This is a genomic window from Pseudomonas sp. MM213 (assembly GCF_020423045.1).
Lineage (GTDB): Bacteria > Pseudomonadota > Gammaproteobacteria > Pseudomonadales > Pseudomonadaceae > Aquipseudomonas > Aquipseudomonas migulae.
This window is the reverse complement of sequence record NZ_CP081943.1, coordinates 1,112,032-1,129,415: the sequence shown is the minus strand read 5'-3', so window position 1 is coordinate 1,129,415 and position 17,384 is coordinate 1,112,032. Positions and strand designations below refer to the sequence as shown.

General features: G+C 60.8%; 15 protein-coding genes. 10 read left to right on the top strand and 5 right to left on the bottom strand.

From position 1 onward, the window contains the following. Nucleotides 1-228 precede the first annotated feature (228 nt). Nucleotides 229-1,245, bottom strand: coding sequence for an AraC family transcriptional regulator (locus K5R88_RS05090; protein WP_226299349.1), 1,017 nt, complete (start codon nt 1,243-1,245; stop codon nt 229-231). A gap of 293 nt (nt 1,246-1,538) precedes the next feature. Here K5R88_RS05090 and efeU point away from each other — a divergent pair, with 293 nt between their 5' ends. The 5 genes from efeU (at nt 1,539) to K5R88_RS05065 (ending at nt 7,204) form a co-directional block, all read left to right on the top strand. Then, a complete protein-coding gene (efeU, locus tag K5R88_RS05085) occupies nt 1,539-2,381 on the top strand; it encodes an iron uptake transporter permease EfeU (protein ID WP_226299348.1) in 843 nt (280 codons plus the stop codon). 110 nt (nt 2,382-2,491) lie between these two features. After that, the gene (efeO, locus tag K5R88_RS05080; RefSeq protein ID WP_226299347.1) at nt 2,492-3,691 is read left to right on the top strand and encodes an iron uptake system protein EfeO; all 1,200 of its coding nucleotides are present in this window, start codon (nt 2,492-2,494) and stop codon (nt 3,689-3,691) included. A gap of 17 nt (nt 3,692-3,708) precedes the next feature. Further along, on the top strand, nt 3,709-5,007 hold the full coding sequence (efeB, locus tag K5R88_RS05075) for an iron uptake transporter deferrochelatase/peroxidase subunit (RefSeq protein WP_226299346.1): 1,299 nt from the start codon (nt 3,709-3,711) through the stop codon (nt 5,005-5,007). Nucleotides 5,008-5,032: 25 nt separating this feature from the next. Next, nucleotides 5,033-5,857: an iron uptake system protein EfeO gene (gene efeO / locus K5R88_RS05070; RefSeq protein WP_008038359.1), complete on the top strand. Its 825-nt coding sequence runs from the start codon at nt 5,033-5,035 to the stop codon at nt 5,855-5,857. A gap of 168 nt (nt 5,858-6,025) precedes the next feature. Beyond that, a complete protein-coding gene (locus K5R88_RS05065) occupies nt 6,026-7,204 on the top strand; it encodes an MFS transporter (protein WP_192227244.1) in 1,179 nt (392 codons plus the stop codon). Here the strand turns inward: K5R88_RS05065 and pssA are convergent. Beyond that, nucleotides 7,199-8,542 carry a CDP-diacylglycerol--serine O-phosphatidyltransferase gene (gene pssA / locus K5R88_RS05060; RefSeq protein WP_008038356.1) on the bottom strand — a complete coding sequence of 448 codons (1,344 nt, stop codon included), beginning with the start codon at nt 8,540-8,542 and terminating at the stop codon, nt 7,199-7,201. The two genes, K5R88_RS05065 and pssA, sit on opposite strands and share 6 nt — an antisense overlap. Nucleotides 8,543-8,759: 217 nt before the next feature. Here pssA and K5R88_RS05055 point away from each other — a divergent pair, with 217 nt between their 5' ends. Beyond that, on the top strand, nt 8,760-9,323 hold the full coding sequence (locus K5R88_RS05055; RefSeq protein WP_192227246.1) for a TetR/AcrR family transcriptional regulator: 564 nt from the start codon (nt 8,760-8,762) through the stop codon (nt 9,321-9,323). Between the two features lie 56 nt (nt 9,324-9,379). Next, on the top strand, nt 9,380-9,856 hold the full coding sequence (locus K5R88_RS05050) for a nuclear transport factor 2 family protein (RefSeq protein ID WP_192227247.1): 477 nt from the start codon (nt 9,380-9,382) through the stop codon (nt 9,854-9,856). 118 nt (nt 9,857-9,974) lie between these two features. Here the strand turns inward: K5R88_RS05050 and sfnG are convergent, their stop codons facing one another. After that, nucleotides 9,975-11,066: a dimethylsulfone monooxygenase SfnG gene (gene sfnG, locus K5R88_RS05045; protein WP_226299345.1), complete on the bottom strand. Its 1,092-nt coding sequence runs from the start codon at nt 11,064-11,066 to the stop codon at nt 9,975-9,977. A 333-nt stretch (nt 11,067-11,399) separates the two neighbouring features. Between sfnG and K5R88_RS05040 the strand changes: the two genes are divergently transcribed. Further along, nucleotides 11,400-12,638 (top strand): acyl-CoA dehydrogenase family protein, encoded by a 1,239-nt coding sequence (locus K5R88_RS05040; RefSeq protein WP_226299344.1) that lies wholly within the window; start codon nt 11,400-11,402, stop codon nt 12,636-12,638. Between the two features lie 199 nt (nt 12,639-12,837). Beyond that, nucleotides 12,838-13,617, top strand: coding sequence for a TSUP family transporter (locus tag K5R88_RS05035; RefSeq protein ID WP_223434540.1), 780 nt, complete (start codon nt 12,838-12,840; stop codon nt 13,615-13,617). Here the strand turns inward: K5R88_RS05035 and nudC are convergent. Both nudC and K5R88_RS05025 read right to left on the bottom strand, forming a co-directional pair. Next, nucleotides 13,585-14,415, bottom strand: coding sequence for an NAD(+) diphosphatase (nudC, locus tag K5R88_RS05030; RefSeq protein ID WP_008026265.1), 831 nt, complete (start codon nt 14,413-14,415; stop codon nt 13,585-13,587). The two genes, K5R88_RS05035 and nudC, sit on opposite strands and share 33 nt — an antisense overlap. A gap of 7 nt (nt 14,416-14,422) precedes the next feature. Continuing rightward, entirely contained in the window at nt 14,423-15,235 is an 813-nt protein-coding gene (locus K5R88_RS05025) for a crotonase/enoyl-CoA hydratase family protein (RefSeq protein ID WP_223434542.1), read from the bottom strand. Nucleotides 15,236-15,790: 555 nt separating this feature from the next. On the opposite strand from K5R88_RS05025, the gene glgA reads away from it, so the two are divergent. Beyond that, complete coding sequence (glgA, locus tag K5R88_RS05020; protein WP_207284283.1) at nt 15,791-17,377, top strand: glycogen synthase GlgA; 1,587 nt, start codon at nt 15,791-15,793, stop codon at nt 17,375-17,377. Nucleotides 17,378-17,384: the final 7 nt, after the last annotated feature.

Sequence of the window (17,384 nt, the reverse complement as noted above, 5' to 3'; positions counted from 1 at the left end):
TATTAGGTTGGGGGAAGCGTAACCAACAGCGAAATACTCGCTCTGCGCGGGGGGTGGGGCAATGGTCAAAGCTATCAAGTTGTCTGACTGGTTTGGCCAAGATCCAACAGATGTGGCGCCTGATTTCACGCCTTCGCGGGCAAGCCTCGCTCCTACAGGGGATCGCATTTCTCTGTAGGAGCGAGGCTTGCCCGCGAAGAGGCCCGCCCAATCACCACAAAACCTGGATCAGCTCGCTTCAGTCAGAATCAAACTCCGATAATGCCCCGGATTCGACCCCGACCATTTGCGAAACGCCTTGTAGAACGAGCTCGCATCGGCAAACCCCAGCCGGGTGGCGATTTCGGCGAAGCTGATACTCGGCTCCGCCAGCCAGACAATGGCCAGTTCCTTGCGCACGCTGTCCTTGAGGCCTTGATAGGTCTGCCCCTCCTCCGCCAGCCGCCGCCGCAAGGTCGAGGCCGACATGCACAGTTGCTGTGCCAGAGGTTCGGTTTCCGGCCACTTCTCGGCGGGCAATTGCCGCAAATCGTGCTTGATCCGACTCGCCAGACTCTCCGGGTCGCGGTACTTGACCAGAATATTGGCCGGCGCATGGGCCAGGAAGCGCTTGAGTTCTTCCGCGCTGCGCTTGATCGGCAGGTCCAGGCAATCGGCCGAAAAAATCATTCGGGTGCGTGGCCGGTCGAAACGCAGGTTCTCGGAAAACATCACCTGATAGTCATCACAGAAATCCGGTTCCGGGCAGCGCAACTCGATGGCCAGAATCGGAATCCGCCGCCCGGCCAGCCAACACGCAACGCCGTGAACGATCATCCAGTAGGTGAAATAGGTGAACGCGCGGCGAGGGTCCTGGTCGTCTTCCAGCAGGACGATTTCCGCGAGACTTTGCTGACGAACCAGCTGCGCGGGCAGGTGTTCGAGCATCAACGACAGAAACCCCAGCCCCGAAGTCAGGCCGGCGGTCAGGCTCGGCTGGACCATCGAGCAGCGGCACAGAAACTCCAGGCTGCCGGATTTGAGCTTGCGCGGGTCCATGCCAAAAAACTCATCGTCGCCACGCCGGGCCAGCAACCGCCATAAACGCGCATAGGCCGTGGCCGGGACGCGGGCAACGGCGGACTCCAGCAGCGCCGGATCGATACCGACCTTGCTCAACACCTCATCGGTGGCCGCGCCAGGGGCGCAACTTTGCAACAGCGCTTCACGCACCAGTTGAATGGAAATGGTGTCTTTTTCCGACATTGCGCGGGGTGTGCCCTGTTGTTTGAGTGGAGGGCATAGTAGCGCACAGCGACACAGTTCCGTAGGAGCGAAGCTTGCTCGCGAAAGCAGTGTGTCATTCAACATCCACAGTGACTGACATGGCCTCTTCGCGGGCAAGTCGGATCGCCGCACCGCTCGCTCCTACAGGGGGTACTTGGGCGATGTTGAGGGTTGTTCAGGTTAGGTTCAGGTAAATGTCAACTATTGGCATTTGGGAATGAGTGTCATTATGTTACAAATTAGCACCCTATCTAATTCCACGACGGTGCTGAATGCTTGTTCCTTTTCTGATCATGCTGCGCGAAGGCATCGAGGCCGCATTGATCGTCGGCATCATCGCCAGCTACCTCAAACAGACCGGTCGTGGCCAGTGGATGCCGGCCGTTTGGATTGGTGTGTTTCTCGCTGCGGCACTGGCCCTGCTGGTGGGCGGCGGCCTGGAACTGGTCAGCGCTGAGTTCCCGCAGAAACAACAGGAACTGTTTGAAGGTGTGGTCGGCCTGGTGGCAGTCGGCATCCTCAGTTCCATGGTGTTCTGGATGCGCAAGGTGGCGCGTTCGATCAAGCATTCGCTGCATGTCTCCCTCGATCAGGCGCTGACCGGCTCTAAACATCAGGTCACGGCGCTGATCGCCATGGTGTTTTTCGCCGTCGCCCGGGAAGGCCTGGAAACGGTGTTTTTCCTGCTCGCGGTGTTCCAGCAAAGCGAAGGCCCGGCGGCACCGATTGGCGCCCTGCTCGGCCTGATTCTGGCGATCATCGTTGGTTTCCTCATTTACACCGGCAGCATGCGCCTGAACCTCGGCGCGTTCTTTCGCTGGACCGGGCTGTTCATCCTCGTGGTCGCGGCCGGCATTCTCGCCAACTCGGTGCAGGCGCTGCATGAAGCTGGGGTGTGGAATCAGCTGCAAACCGTGCTGTTCGATTTCAGCGCGACGCTGCCAATGGACGGGCCGCTGGGCTCGGTGCTGGCCGGGATGTTCGGTTATCAGGATGCGCCCACCGTCAGCACCCTCGGCGCTTATCTGATTTACCTGCTGGTGGCGTTGGTGATGTTTTTTCTCCCGGCGCCACCTGTCCTCTGTAGGAGCGAGCCCGCTCGCGATGGTCGTTAACGATAACGCGTAAAACCAGATGCCCCGCGGCGCCTGTGGCTTTTTCGCGAGCAGGCTCACTCCTACAGGGGCGTGCGCCAATGCATTTTTTCCAGTCAGTAAGGGCACCCATGTCAAATCAAGCCCCTCCTCAGGCCTCCCCTCCCCGTGCCTTGCGCTGGGCGGTGGCCGGTTCGGTGATCGTGATGATCGCCGCCGGCGGCCTGTTCTACTACGCCTCGAAAATGGCCGCGGCCAAACGCCAGGCCAACCATGACGAAGTGCTGGTGACCATTCACCCCCACAGCTGCGAACCGAACGCGTTGACGGTGCCGGCCGGTCGCGCCAGTTTCCGCATCGTCAACCGCTCGGATCGCGCCGTTGAATGGGAAATCCTTGACGGCGTGCTGGTGGTCGAAGAACGGGAAAACATCGCGCCCGGCCTGAGTCAGGTGATCAACGCCAACCTGTTGCCCGGCGATTACGCGATCACCTGCGGCCTGCTGAGCAACCCGCGTGGCACGCTGCACGTGACACCGACCGCGGCGTCCGATGCCGCGGCCAAAGCCAAGCCGTCGATGGTGGCTTTCGTCGGGCCATTGTCGGAGTTCCGCGTTTACCTGAGCAGCCAAAGTACCGCGCTGATCAAAGCCGTCACCGCGCTCGAACAAGCCATCGAAGCCGGTGACCTGAGCCAGGCGCAAGCGTTGTACGTCCCGGCGCGCAGTGCCTACCAACGCATTGCCCCGGCCACGCAACGCCTGGCGGAACTGGACAACACCATCAACGCCCGTGCCGATTACTTTGAAAAGCGCGAGCAGGACCCCGGCTTCGTGGGTTTCCATCGCCTGGAATATGCGCTGTTCCAGCAACGCAACCTCGACGGCCTGACACCGGTAGCCCAACAGCTGCTGACCGACGTCACCACGCTCAAGCAACAACTGCTCGCGCAATCGCTGCCCCCGGAACAACTGGTCAGCATCGTGGTGCGCAACCTCAATAACCTCGGCGATGTGCGCGCCAGCAGCGGTGAAGAAGAACGCTACAGCCACACCGACTTGAACGGTTTCGCCGGCAACCTCGAAGCTGCCCGCAAAGTCGTCGACCTGTTGCGCCCGTTGCTGACCAAGTCCGCCGCCGAACTGCTGCCGGCCCTCGACAGCGCTGTCGCCAGCCTTGATGCCGAACTCAACGATTTCAAGGTCAAGGACGGCTATGCGAGCTATGACACGGTCGGCGCCGCGCAACGCAAACAGATCGCCGACAAGGCCAAGGCACTGGCCGATGCACTCGATGGAATCGATCCCGCCCTTGGCCTTTCCGGCCTGTAGCAGAAGACGACATTCAGATGAACGATTCAGAGCAATTCAACCTCCAGCGTCGCCGGGTATTGATGGGCATGGGGGCCGCCGGTGTGGCGTTGGCCGGTTCTGCATTGAGCTGCCCGGCCATGGCCGCCAGCCCGGCGCAAGTCACCGAAGCACCGAGCAGCGACCGGACCGAAGACCACCACGACTTCCACGGCCAGCACCAAAGCGGCATCGTCACCCCGCGCCCGGCGTCGGGCATGTTGGTGTCGTTTGATGTGTTGGCCAGTGACCGTGAAGACCTCGAACGGCTGTTCCGCACGCTCAATGAGCGCATCGCGTTCCTGATGAAGGGCGGCCCGGTGACGCAGGTCGATCCGAAACTGCCGCCAGTGGATTCAGGGATTCTTGGCCCGGTGGTCACGCCCGACAACCTGACCATCACCGTCTCGGTGGGTGAATCGTTGTTCGACGAACGCTTCGGCCTGGCCCACGCCAAACCGAAACGGCTGAGCCGCATGGTCGGTTTCCCCAACGATGCGCTGGAAGCCGATTGCTGCCACGGCGACCTGAGTTTGCAGTTCTGCTCCAACACCACCGACACCAACATCCACGCCCTGCGCGACATCGTGAAAAACCTGCCGGACTTGCTGCTGGTGCGCTGGAAACAGGAAGGCAGCGTGCCGCCCCAGGCACCGGCGAAACCCGGTGTGCCGGCGCAGAGTGCGCGTAACTTTCTGGGCTTTCGCGACGGCTCGGCCAACCCCGATTCCAACGACGCCAAGGCCATGGACCGCATCGTCTGGGTCCAGCCCGGCAGCGACGAACCGGCGTGGGCCGTCAATGGCAGCTATCAAGCGGTGCGGATCATCCGCAACTTCGTCGAGCGCTGGGACCGCACGCCGTTGCAGGAACAGGAAAGCATTCTCGGCCGGGTCAAAAGCACCGGCGCGCCCATGGGCGGTGCCCACGAAACCGAGGTTCCGGACTACGCGAAAGACCCGGAAGGCAAGCTGACCAAGCTCGATGCGCACATCCGTTTGGCCAACCCGCGCACCGCCGCGAGTCAGGCCAACCTGATCCTGCGCCGGCCGTTCAACTACTCCAACGGCGTGAACAAGAACGGTCAGCTGGACATGGGCTTGCTGTTCATCTGCTACCAGGCCGACCTGGAAAAAGGCTTCATCACCGTGCAAACCCGGCTCAACGGCGAGCCGCTCGAGGAATACCTCAAGCCGGTCGGCGGCGGGTACTTCTTCACCCTGCCGGGTGTGACGGGCGACCAGGATTTCATCGGTCGCTCGCTGCTCAACGCCACACAAACAAAAGCCACCGCCTAACCAACCCCCAACACGGAACCGTCCCATGAAAAAGTCGCCACTCGCGTTATTGCTGACCCTTGGTTTGCTCAACACCCCGTTTTCGGCTTTCGCGGCGACGGCGCCGCTGGAACTGGTGGGGCCGATTTCGGATTACAAGATCTACGTCACCGAGCAACTGGACGAACTGGCCAGCCACACTCAGAAATTCACCGATGCGGTGAAAAAAGGTGACCTGGCCACCGCGCAAAAACTCTACGCGCCGACCCGGGTTTACTACGAATCGATCGAGCCGATTGCCGAGCTGTTCAGTGACCTCGACGCCTCCATCGACTCCCGTGTCGACGACCACGAAAAAGGCGTGAAAGCCGAAGACTTCACCGGTTTCCACCGCATCGAATACTCGCTGTTTTCCGAGAAGAGCACCAAGGGCCTGGGCGAACTGGCGGATGGCTTGAACAAAGACGTCAAGGACCTGCAAACCCGCGTGGCCGGCCTGACCTTCCCGCCTGAAAAAGTGGTGGGCGGCGCGGCGGCGCTGCTGGAAGAAGTCGCCGCCACCAAGATCTCCGGCGAAGAGGATCGTTACAGCCACACCGACCTGTATGACTTCCAGGGCAACATCGACGGCGCCAAGAAAATCGTCGACCTGTTCCGTCCGCAGATCGAGAAGCAGGACGCGGCGTTCATTGCCAAGGTCGACAAAAACTTTGCCACGGTGAACAAGACGCTGGCGAAGTACAAAACCAGGGATGGCGGTTTTGAGACCTATGACAAAGTGAAGGACAGCGATCGCAAGGCGCTGGTTGGGCCGGTGAATACGTTGGCTGAGGATTTGTCGACGTTGCGTGGGAAACTGGGTTTGAACTGAGTGTCTAGTAGCGTCTAGGCGGGCCCTATCGCGAGCAGGCTCGCTCCCACATTGGAATGCATTCCAACTGTGGGAGCGAGCCTGCTCGCGATGGCTTTTTCAAACTCAACATATCCCCCTCCTGCTACCATCCCCCGCCAATAATAAAAGCTCACGGAAGACTCACCCATGTCCGCTTCAACCTTCGACCTGCGCCCGCTCATGGTCGCCAACATGGCCTGCACCATGGCAATGATGGCGTTCGTTTCTTTGATCGGGCCCATCGCCCGGGTGTTGGGCCTGGCCACCTGGCAGGCCGGTGCGGCGGTGACGGTGTCCGGGGTGATCTGGATGGTGCTGGCGCGCCCATGGGGTCAGGCCAGCGACCGCTTTGGACGACGGCGCATTCTGTTGCTCGGCACTGCGGGATTCACCCTCGCCTATTGGGCCTTGTGCCTGTTCATCGACACGTCTTTGCGATTCCTGCCTTCAGCGGCGCTGGCGTTTATCGGGCTGATGCTCGGACGCGGGCTGATCGGCGTGTTCTATGCGGCGATTCCGGTCGGCTGTAATGCACTGATTGCCGACAACGTCGAGCCGCAACACCGCGCCAAAGCCATGGCCGCATTGGGCGCTGCCAACGCCTGCGGGCTGGTGATCGGCCCGGCGATAGCGGCGTTGCTGTCCCGATACAGCCTGAGCCTGCCCTTCTACGCCATGGCGTTTCTACCGCTGATGGCATTCCTCGTGCTGCGTTACAAGCTCAAGGCTCAGGAACTGCATTTGCGCCAGGCACCGCGCAAGGTGCACCTCAACGATCCACGGTTGCGCCGGCCCATGGCGGTCGCGTTCGTGGCGATGCTGTGCGTTTCTGTTGCGCAGATCACCGTCGGCTTCTTCGCCATCGATCGACTGGGCATGAGCCCGGCCGACGCCGCGCAAACGGCCGGTATCGCCCTGACCATGGTCGGCTTCGCGTTGATCTGTTCGCAGCTGGTTGTGCGTCGACTGGAATGGCCGCCGCTACGGCTGATCCGGGTCGGCGCGATGGTCGCTGCGCTGGGGTTTTCCGGCAGCATCATGGTCGATTCGGCGTGGGGGTTGTGGCTGGGGTTCTTTGTCTCGGCGAGCGGCATGGGCCTGATTTTCCCGTCCTTCGCCGCGCTTGCCGCCAATGCGGTCGAGGCCTCGGAGCAAGGCGCGACCGCAGGTTCCATCGGCGCCGCCCAAGGGTTCGGCGTGGTGATCGGGCCGTTGACCGCCACGCTGATCTACGGCATCGAACCGCGCTTGCCGTATCTGGTAGCGGCTGCGTTGTTGCTGCTGGTGGCCCTGTGGCCAGGGCCCCGGCAGCGTCAGGCTTTATAGGATGCGATAGAGCAAGCGTTCAATGCGCACGCGACTGACACGCTTGAGGAACTTGGCCACGCCCGCCGGGTAATCCGGCAGGGTTTGCAGGTCCTGATAACGCTCGATGCGCGTGGTGTGCTGGAAGATCTCCGCCAGCTCACTGCGACGCGGCTCCAGCAATTCACCTTTGGGGTCATCAATCAGCAGCGCGTTTTCCAGGTCGAGACGGAATGCGCGCGGATTGAGGTTGTTGCCGGTCAGCAAGGTGTAACGCTGATCGACCCACATGCCTTTAAGGTGATAGGTGTTATCGCCGTCCTTCCACAGGTGCAGGTTCAACTGGCCGCTGTCGACGCTGCGATGATGACGCTTGGCGAAACGCCGCAGGCTGATCTCGTAGAGGTACGGCAACGCCGAGATCACCTTGAACGGCTCGCTCGGCGGGATGTAGAAGTCGTTGGCGGTTTTGTCGCCGACCACGATGTCGATCTTCACACCCCGGGCCAATGCCCGGTTGATCTCCCGGGTCACCGCCAACGGCAGGTTGAAGTACGGCGTGCAGATCGTCAGTTGATGCTGGGCACTGGCGATCAACTCGCAGATTACCCGGCTCAACGGGTTGTTCTTGCCGACCCCAAGCAATGGGCTGACCGACAAACCGTCTTTAACCGTGGTGCCCGTCGTGGTGTCGTACGCCGCATGTTTCAGGCGGCTGCGCAGGTCGCCGATGTCGTGGCGCAGGCTGCGGGTGGTCGGCAGGTTCGGCAAATCGAGGCGATGCACCGCTTTCGAGGCGACCAGGCCGTGCTGAACCAGGTGCTGCATCGAATCGGCCAGGGCGCCGTTGTGCAGCAGGTGATAACGGTCGTAGCGGTATTTGTCGAATTTGTGCAGATAAACGTTGTTCAGGCTCGCACCGCTGTAGATCACGCAGTCATCGATCACGAAGCCCTTCAAATGCAGCACGCCGAACAGCTCGCGGGTCTGCACCGGCACACCGTACACCGGGACCACGCTGGCATGGGTTCGGGTGGTTTCCTGATACCACGCCGAATTGCCCGGCTGTTTGCCGGCACCGATCAAGCCACGCTGGGCGCGCAGCCAGTCGACGACCACCACCACGTCCAGTTCCGGACGCGCCAGTTTGGCGGCGTGCAAGGCATCGAGAATTTCCTGGCCGGCTTCATCCTGTTGCAGGTACAGCGCGACGATATAGATGCGCCGGGTCGCCTGGGCAATTTTTTCCAACAGGCAACGGCGGAATTCGGCAGCGCCAGAGAGGATGGTGACGGCATCGGCGGTCAGCGGAAAACTGCGCAGTTTGGGCAGCAGAGAGCGTTTGAAAAGCGACGGCATAGGGCTCGCAATGGGTCGAATCCGGAGAGGTTGAGAGCTTACACCATGGAGGGGGTTGGGTCTTGTTACGGTCTGTAATGACCCCATCGCGGGCAAGCCTCGCTCCTACAGTCAATCGTGCTCCCTTGTAGGAGCGAGGCTTGCCCGCGAAGGCGATTTAATGGGCAACACAAAATAATATTTGACCAAGGAGAACGATCGTTCTACTGTATGCCACATGAACGAAATCACTAGCAACGACACACGCGACATCATTCTGGATGTCACCGAAAAGTTGATCTACAAAAGTGGCATCGCTGCCACGGGCATGGATCTTCTGGTGAAAACCGCCGGCGTCTCCAGAAAGAGCATCTACCGCTACTTCGCCAACAAGGAGGAGTTGACCGTCGCCGCCCTGCAACGCCGCGACGTGCGCTGGATGCTCTGGTACAGAAGTGCCGTCGACCAGGCCGAAACCCCGGCCGACCGGCTGCTCAACCTGTTTACCGTGCTCAAGGCCTGGTTTGCCTCCGAAGGCTTCCGTGGCTGCGCTTTCATCAACACCAGCGGTGAAACCGGCGACCCGCAAGACCCGGTCCGGCTGGTCGCCAAAGAACACAAACAGAAGCTGCTCGACTACGTGCGCGAGCTCTGCACCGAACATGGCGCAACCGACCCGGAGACGCTGGCCAAACAGCTGCTGATCCTGATCGATGGCGCCATTACCGTGGCGCTTGTCATGGGTGATCACAGTGCCGCCGATAATGCGCAATGCATGGCGCGAAAGTTATTGGACCTGTAACACTTTAAACAAGCCCGAAAACTTGCTTGAACTTTAATATTATTGGGAGACTTTAAATGTCTAACGCCGAAGTTCGTCCGCCATTGCCGCCGTTTACCCGTGAATCGGCCATCGAAAAAGTTCGCCTGGCCGAAGATGGCTGGAACTCCCGTGATGCAGAGCGCGTGTCTCTGGCCTACACACTGGACACCAAATGGCGCAACCGCGCCGAATTCGCCTACAACCGTGAAGAAGCCAAAGGTTTCCTGACGCGCAAATGGGCCAAGGAACTGGACTATCGACTGATCAAGGAGCTCTGGGCGTTCACCGGCAACCGCATCGCCGTGCGCTACGCCTATGAATGGCACGACGACTCGGGCAACTGGTTCCGTTCCTACGGCAACGAAAACTGGGAGTTCGACGAGAACGGCCTGATGGCCAACCGGTTCGCCTGCATCAACGACATGCCGATCAAGGAAAGCGACCGCAAGTTCCACTGGCCGCTGGGGCGTCGCCCGGATGATCACCCGGGGCTGTCTGACCTAGGTCTGTAAACACACATCTCCCTTGTAGGAGCCGGCTTGCTGGCGATGGCGTCATAACATTCAACGATGATGTTGATTGTGAAATCGCTATCGCCGGCAAGCCGGCTCCTACAAGTTTTTGTGGTGATCAGGCGACTTCGGCTTGTTTCACGCTGGCCTCAGCCTCCAGCTCCCGCACCAACGGCAGCACCCGCTTGCCGAAATACTCCACCTCTTCCTGAAAGTGCAGAAACCCCGCCAGCACCAAATCCACGCCCACCGCTTTCAACGCCACAATCCGCTCGGCAATTTGCCGAGGCGTGCCGATCAGGTTGGTCTTGAAGCCGTCGTTGTACTGCACCAGATCCTCGAACGTCGATTTGGCCCAATTGCCCTCGCCTTCCGGTGATGCCCTGCCCGCCTGTTTCGCCGCATCGCCAAAGGCATTCACCGCTTCCGGATCAGCCTGATCGATGATCTGCGCCAGCACTGCGCGAGCCTCTTCTTCGGTGTCGCGGGCGATGACGAACGCGTTGACCCCGACCTTCACCGAGTGATTGTTTGCGGCGGCCTTGCTGCGGATATCGTCGACTTGCGCCTTGATGCCTTCCGGTGTGTTGCCGTTGGTGAAGTACCAGTCCGAAACTCGCGCCGCCATGTCCCGTGCTGCACGGGAGCTGCCGCCCTGAAAGATTTCCGGCTGGCCCAGCGGTTTCGGTTTGAGGCTGTAATTGTCGAAACGGTAGAAGTCACCGCGAAAGGTGAAGTTGTCCTGGCTCCAGATGCCTTTGAGCGAGCGAATGAATTCTTCGGAGCGGCGATAGCGCTCGTCGTGCTCCAGCCAGTGTTCGCCGATGGCCTGGAATTCACCCTTGAACCAACCACTGACGATGTTCACCGCGATGCGGCCGTTGGTCAGCTGATCGATGGTCGCCAGTTGCTTGGCCGCCAGCGCCGGTTGCCAGGGCCCGGGCAGGATCGCCGCGATGACTTTCAATGTGGTGGTGGCGCCGAGCAGCGCGTGGCTGAAGGCGACCGACTCATGCTGGTACTCGGCGCCGTAACCGGCGGTGAAGCGAATCTGCGTCAGGGCGTATTCGAACCCCGCCTCTTCGGCCAGTTGCGCCAGTTTGCGGTTGTAGTCGATGCCCCAGTGGGTGCGTTGCTCGATCTTGCTGACCACCAGCCCGCCGCTGACGTTCGGCACCCAGTAGGCAAATTTGACGGCTTGCTGACTCATTGACGTGTCCTCGGGACGTTAGGAAGTCCTGGGGTGAGAGCAGCAACCGTGCCAGTGCTTTCCTGTACCGACCGAAGCCCCCTGTGGGAGCGAGCCTGCTCGCGATGGCGGTGTGTCAGCCAACAAAAGTGTTGTATGTGCAACCGCCATCGCGAGCAGGCTCGCTCCCACAGGGGTCTGGGTGTGTCAGGGCAATTTGCTGCGGCGCTGTTGGCTCAGCAACAGTTCAAGCTGAATCTGAATCCCTACGCCTCAGTAAATCCTGGCCGCCCCTCTCCGGCATGGACCATGCAATCCCCCTTGGCATCCACTGCCGATCCAAGGAGCTGTCCCATGACCGAACACCAGGTAATCAATCCGCTGTCCATTGGCACTGACTATGAAGCGCTGGCCGCGAGATTCCGTCCGATTTTCCAGCGCATCGCCGCCGGTGCCGTTGAGCGTGAACAGTCGCGCAGCCTGCCTTACGAGCCCATCCAGTGGCTGAAGGAAGCCGGTTTCGGCGCAGTGCGCGTGCCGGTGGAATACGGGGGTGGCGGCGCCTCCCTGCCGCAGCTGTTTGAGTTGCTGATCGAACTGGCCGAAGCCGATTCCAACGTGCCACAGGCACTGCGCGGGCATTTCGCGTTTGCCGAGGACCGCTTGAACGCCACGCCAGGGCCGGCACGGGATCTGTGGTTCAAACGCTTTGTCGACGGCGACATTGTCGGCTGCGCCTGGACTGAAATCGGCAATGTGGCGATTGGCGACGTGATCACCAAAGTCTCGCCCAACGGCGACGGCTGGCGGCTCAACGGTGAAAAGTTCTACAGCACCGGCAGCCTGTTTTCCGACTGGATCGACGTCTACGCACAGCGCAGTGATACCGGCGGCGATGTCATCGCAGCGGTGCGCACCCGGCAACCGGGGATCGTGCAAAGCGATGACTGGGACGGTTTCGGTCAGCGCACCACAGGCAGCGGCACGTCGCGGTTTATCGACGCCGAGGTGGACGCCGAAAACGTTATCGACTTCGCCACCCGTTTCAAATACCAGACGGCGTTCTATCAGCTCGTGTTGTTGGCCACGCTGAGCGGGATCGGTCGCGCCGCGTTGCGCGACGTGGCGCATCAGGTACGTGAGCGCAAACGTATTTACAGCCATGGCAATGCCCAGCGTGTCAGCGAGGATTCACAAGTTCAACAAGTCGTCGGCGAAGTGGCGGCGCTGGTGTACGCCGCCGAAGCGAGCGCATTGAAAGCCGCACAACCGGCGCAGCGGGCGTATCTGGCGCGGTTTTCGGGGGATGACGCGCTGGAGCGGGCGGCGAATGTTGCGGCGGAACTCGAATCGGCGAAAGCGCAGGTGGTGGTGTCGGAGCTGACTCAGCGGGCGACCACCGAGCTGTTCAATGCGCTGGGGGCTTCGGATGTGCGTCAGGGCAAGTCGCTGGACCGGCATTGGCGTAATGCGCGGACCGTGTCTTCGCACAATCCGGTGATCTACAAGGCGCGGATTGTCGGGGATTGGGAGATTAACGGGACTGAACCGCCGTTTGTGTGGCAGATCGGCAATGGGCCGGCCGCCAAGTGATGTAGCGCCTGCAAGTCAGTCTTCGCGGGCAAGCCTCGCTCCTACAGGTTGTGAGGCGATCATGCCAACACCGATAACCTGTAGGAGCGAGGCTTGCCCGCGAAGAGGCCACACCAGTCGCCGCAGAAGTTGGATATAGGTAAGATATCGGCCCTTCCCCGCAGCCCTTTGCTGCACCCCGCCGAATAAGCCCATTTCCATGCCTTTCGAACTCAGCGTTGACCTCACCACCCTCGCCATCCTGGCCGTCGTCGCCTTCATTGCCGGTTTCATCGACGCCATTGCCGGCGGCGGTGGTCTGTTGACCACGCCGGCGCTGTTGACCGCTGGCCTGCCGCCGCACCTGGTGCTGGGCACCAACAAACTCAGTTCGACCTTCGGCTCGGCCACCGCCAGTTTCACCTTCTATCGACGCAAACTGTTCCATCCCCGGCAGTGGGTGCACGCCATCGTCGGCACCTTGGTCGGCGCGCTGACCGGTGCCGTGGTCGCGCATTACCTGCCTGCCGAATGGCTGAACAAAATGCTGCCGGTGATCGTGTTCGCCTGCGGCCTCTACCTGTTGTTCGGTGGCACGCCGAAAGCGCCGCTGGACAGCAACGCCCCGATCAAGAAAAAGTGGCAATCGACCCAAGGCTTCAGCCTCGGCTTCTACGACGGCGTGGCCGGCCCCGGCACTGGCGCGTTCTGGACCGTGAGCAGCCTGCTGATGTACCCCATCGATCTGGTGAAGGCCAGCGGCGTGGCGCGCAGCATGAACTTCGTCAGCAACATTGCGGCGCTGTCGGTGTTCATCTTTTCCGGGCAAGTGGACTGGATCATCGGCCTGAGCATGGGCCTGTCGGTGATGGTCGGTGCGTTCTTCGGTGCGCGCTCCGCCATCAGCGGCGGAGCCAAGTTCATTCGCCCGGTGTTCATCACCGTAGTGCTGGGTCTGACTGTGCGCCTAGCCTGGCAGCACTGGTTCAGCGTGGCCTAAGCGCCGCGCCACATAGACGTCGATCAGGTAACGGGCAATCGAGCGTGACGCCGGCAACGGCGGCAGCTCGTGCACGTTGAACCACTGGGCGTCTTCGATCTCGTCCTCCTGGCAAACAATCTCGCCGCCGGCGTACTCGGCGTGGAAGCCGAGCATCATCGAGTGCGGGAACGGCCAGCACTGACTGCCCATGTACTGGATGTTCTTGACCTCGATCTGCACCTCTTCACGCACCTCGCGAATCAGGCAGTCTTCAGCCGATTCGCCCGGTTCGGCAAATCCCGCCAGCGTGCTGTAGACCCCGGTGACAAACCGTGGCGAACGCGCCAGCAAGACTTCATCGCCACGGGTGATCAGCACGATCATGCTCGGCGAAATCCGCGGGTAATAGCGCAAATTGCACGGCTCGCAATACATCGCCCGCTCACGCGGCACCTGCAAGGTCGCCTGCCCGCAGTTGCCGCAAAAACGGTGTTCGCGGGCCCAGGTGCCGATCTGCGCGGCATAACCCAGCACTTTGTAAACCGCGTGATCGCCATCGAGCATGAACGCCCGCAAGCCTTTCCAGTTGCAGCCCGGTACTTCGCTGTGACTGCGCAGCTCCAGCAGGTAGACCGGTTCGCCATCCAGATGACCGATGCCGTGTTCGGCCAGAACCGGCAGGTCCTGACGCTTGAGCCATTCACGCGGGAACAGCGCGCCATTGTCGTCGAACAGGAAGCCTTCGGGGCTGCGCGCAACGGCCCAGCCGCCCGGTTGATCGGTGTCCAGTACTGCAGTGGTCCAGCGTGAAGTCATTTTTCAATCAATCCAGAAATTCGGGTTTCTGTTTGCTCATATGGGCGGCCATGGCCACGCGCAAGTCAGTGGATTGCAGCATGGCGGCGTTCCAGGTAGCGACGTATTCAAGGCCGTCGTCAATGCGATGGTCACGCATGTAGCTGATCATCTCTTTGGTGCCGGTGATCGCAATCGGCGACTTGCCGGCGATGTCCCGGGCAATGCCCATGACACCGTCGAGCAGGCTGGCGGCGTCGCTGTAGACGCGATTGACCAGGCCGATGCTGCGCGCTTCCTCGGCGCCAAACGAGCGACCAGTGTAAGCCAGTTCACGCAGCATGCCGTCACCGATGATCCGCGGCAAGCGTTGCAAGGTGCCAACGTCGGCGGCCATGCCGATGTCGATTTCCTTGATCGAGAATTGCGCGTCTTCGGCGGCATAACGCATGTCGCAGGCGGCAATCAGGTCGATCGCGCCACCCAGGCAGTAACCCTGGATTGCTGCCAGCACCGGCTTGCGGCAGTTGTCGACGGCATTGAAGGACGCTTGCAGCGCAAGGATCTTGCGGCGCAGCAGGCGCGCATTGCGGCCGACGTCCTTGCCCAGCTCATTGGCCACGCCGGCCAGCATCATCAGGTCGATACCGGAGGAAAAATGTTTGCCGGCGCCGCTGAGCACCACCACCCGGACTTCGTCGGTGTCATCGATCCACTGGAAGATCTCAATGATCTCGTTCCAGAACGCGGCGTTCATCGAGTTGATCTTTTCCGGACGATTGATCTGCACATGGGCAATTTTATCGGCCAGTTCGACGGTGAACGCAGTGTACTGAGACATGGCAGTGATCCTTTACCGGGCAAAAAATGAGGCCCGAACTATAACAAGGCAACCCGCGCCGCAGTAAGGCAGCGGTTCGGCCAAAAGCGGGACCTGCGAGCGCACCACAACAGTGCGCAGCCGTAATCGCCCTTGCACATTCGTGTGACTGCCAGGTTACTTTTTGGGGCCGAATCGCGAAAAAACATGCCCTTCGTCGGGGCGTTTGGCTGCCTATCCGGTACGTCCGTACCGCTTTGAACCGATTGTCGAACAATTTTGCCAACTGGCCTTCACCGCTCTAAGTTCTGGCCTAGACTCCTTTTCGCGGGGCAAAACCGGTCGGTCACAAAGTGTCAAAAAAATCGAAACTTTTGCCATTTGTGGCCGGTCCTCTGAAAGGTAGGTGCGTTGCGACTGGTGCAATCCTTGCAACGGCCACTCCAGCCATTCTGCTTTAACGCATGGGCAGCGTTTGCTCACCGATGCGTAGCGCGTTTGCGCCCGGCCACAGGATTTGGCCACGAAACACCGTTTGCCAGACCTAGAACTAGATCAACAACACGGGAGATTCATATGATCAGTACGGCATTAGATATCCAGGGAGAACGTGCTCATCAGCAGGTCGGCGAAACGAGCGCCGTGAGTGCCCCAAGTGCCCAATCGATCAACGTCACGGGTACCAAGACGTTGACGCCGGTGGTCAGTCAGAATCCCAACAGAAAGAAAGTGTTGTTTGTGACCTCGGAAATCGCCGACCTGGTGAAGACCGGCGGTCTGGGTGACGTTTCCGCGGCGCTGCCCCGGGCCATGGCGAAATTGCACGATGTGCGTGTGCTGATCCCCGGTTACCCGCAAGTGCTGCACAGCGAAAACCCGATCCATATTATTGGTGAACTTGGTGGTCATGCCGCGCTGCCTGCCTGCAAGATCGGGCGCATGGACATGCCTGACGGACTGGTCATTTACGTGTTGATCTGCCCTGAACTCTACGAGCGCGAAGGTTCACCTTACGGCGCCAATAACGGTCGCGACTGGCCGGACAACCATATTCGTTTCGCCCGCCTGGGCCTGGCGGCTGCCGACATCGCCGCCAACCTCGCACAAATCCACTGGTGCCCGGACCTGGTGCACGCCCATGACTGGCCCGCCGGCCTGGCCCCCGCCTATATGCACTGGCGCGGTCAACGCACGCCGACGCTGTTCACCATTCACAACCTTGCTTATCAAGGCGTGACCAGCCTGGGGTCGTGCCCCGAACTGGGCATTCCCGCACATGCCCTGCAACAGGAAGGCATGGAGTTTTACGGCAAGATGTCGTTCCTCAAGGCCGGCATGGCTTATTCGAGCCACATCACCACCGTCAGCGCCACCTACGCCCAGGAAATCACCACGCCGGCCTTCGGCTGCGGCCTCGACGGTTTTCTCGCCGCCAAGACCCAGCAAGGCCTGCTCAGCGGGATTCCCAATGGCATCGATGAGAGCTGGGACGCCGCCACTGACAGCCACCTGTTCCGTCCATTCAGCATCGGCGACTGGGAAGGCAAAGCGGTCAACGCGGCGCACGTACGCGAGCTGTTCGGGCTGGACGACTCCGAAGGTCCGCTGTTCGCCGTGGTCTCGCGCCTGGTCTATCAGAAAGGCCTGGACCTGACGGAAGCCGTGTCCGAGTACATCGTCAAATCCGGTGGCCAGATCGCGATCATCGGGCGCGGCGAGCCGGAAGAAGAACAGGCAATGCGTGAACTGGCCCTGCGCTTTCCAGGGCAGATCGGTGTGCGCATCGGCTTCAACGAAACCGACGCCCGCCGCATGTTCGCCGGCAGCGATTTCCTGCTGATGCCCTCGCGTTATGAACCGTGCGGCTTGAGCCAGATGTACGCCCAGCGTTTTGGTTCGTTGCCGGTGGCACGCAACACCGGCGGCCTGGCCGACACCATCGAAAACGGCGTGACCGGTTTCCTGTTCGACGAATCCACGGTCGAGAGCTATCAGGAAGCCCTGAGCCGCGCCTTCAAAGTGTTCGCCTTTCCTGGCTTGCTCAATGCCATGCGTTGCCGGGCCATGGCCGCACCGTTCAACTGGTGCAAAGCCGTCGAACCCTACGCCGAACTCTACGAACAGCTGGTGGCTAAAGCGCTGGGGAAATCGAACAAACAGTAAGAGGTTT

Coding starts and splice junctions, on each gene's coding strand:
- K5R88_RS05090 (WP_226299349.1), bottom strand. CDS start 1,245: ATGTCGGAAAAAGACACCATTTCCATTCAACTGGTGCGTGAAGCGCTG.
- efeU (WP_226299348.1), top strand. CDS start 1,539: ATGCTTGTTCCTTTTCTGATCATGCTGCGCGAAGGCATCGAGGCCGCA.
- efeO (WP_226299347.1), top strand. CDS start 2,492: ATGTCAAATCAAGCCCCTCCTCAGGCCTCCCCTCCCCGTGCCTTGCGC.
- efeB (WP_226299346.1), top strand. CDS start 3,709: ATGAACGATTCAGAGCAATTCAACCTCCAGCGTCGCCGGGTATTGATG.
- efeO (WP_008038359.1), top strand. CDS start 5,033: ATGAAAAAGTCGCCACTCGCGTTATTGCTGACCCTTGGTTTGCTCAAC.
- K5R88_RS05065 (WP_192227244.1), top strand. CDS start 6,026: ATGTCCGCTTCAACCTTCGACCTGCGCCCGCTCATGGTCGCCAACATG.
- pssA (WP_008038356.1), bottom strand. CDS start 8,542: ATGCCGTCGCTTTTCAAACGCTCTCTGCTGCCCAAACTGCGCAGTTTT.
- K5R88_RS05055 (WP_192227246.1), top strand. CDS start 8,760: ATGAACGAAATCACTAGCAACGACACACGCGACATCATTCTGGATGTC.
- K5R88_RS05050 (WP_192227247.1), top strand. CDS start 9,380: ATGTCTAACGCCGAAGTTCGTCCGCCATTGCCGCCGTTTACCCGTGAA.
- sfnG (WP_226299345.1), bottom strand. CDS start 11,066: ATGAGTCAGCAAGCCGTCAAATTTGCCTACTGGGTGCCGAACGTCAGC.
- K5R88_RS05040 (WP_226299344.1), top strand. CDS start 11,400: ATGACCGAACACCAGGTAATCAATCCGCTGTCCATTGGCACTGACTAT.
- K5R88_RS05035 (WP_223434540.1), top strand. CDS start 12,838: ATGCCTTTCGAACTCAGCGTTGACCTCACCACCCTCGCCATCCTGGCC.
- nudC (WP_008026265.1), bottom strand. CDS start 14,415: ATGACTTCACGCTGGACCACTGCAGTACTGGACACCGATCAACCGGGC.
- K5R88_RS05025 (WP_223434542.1), bottom strand. CDS start 15,235: ATGTCTCAGTACACTGCGTTCACCGTCGAACTGGCCGATAAAATTGCC.
- glgA (WP_207284283.1), top strand. CDS start 15,791: ATGATCAGTACGGCATTAGATATCCAGGGAGAACGTGCTCATCAGCAG.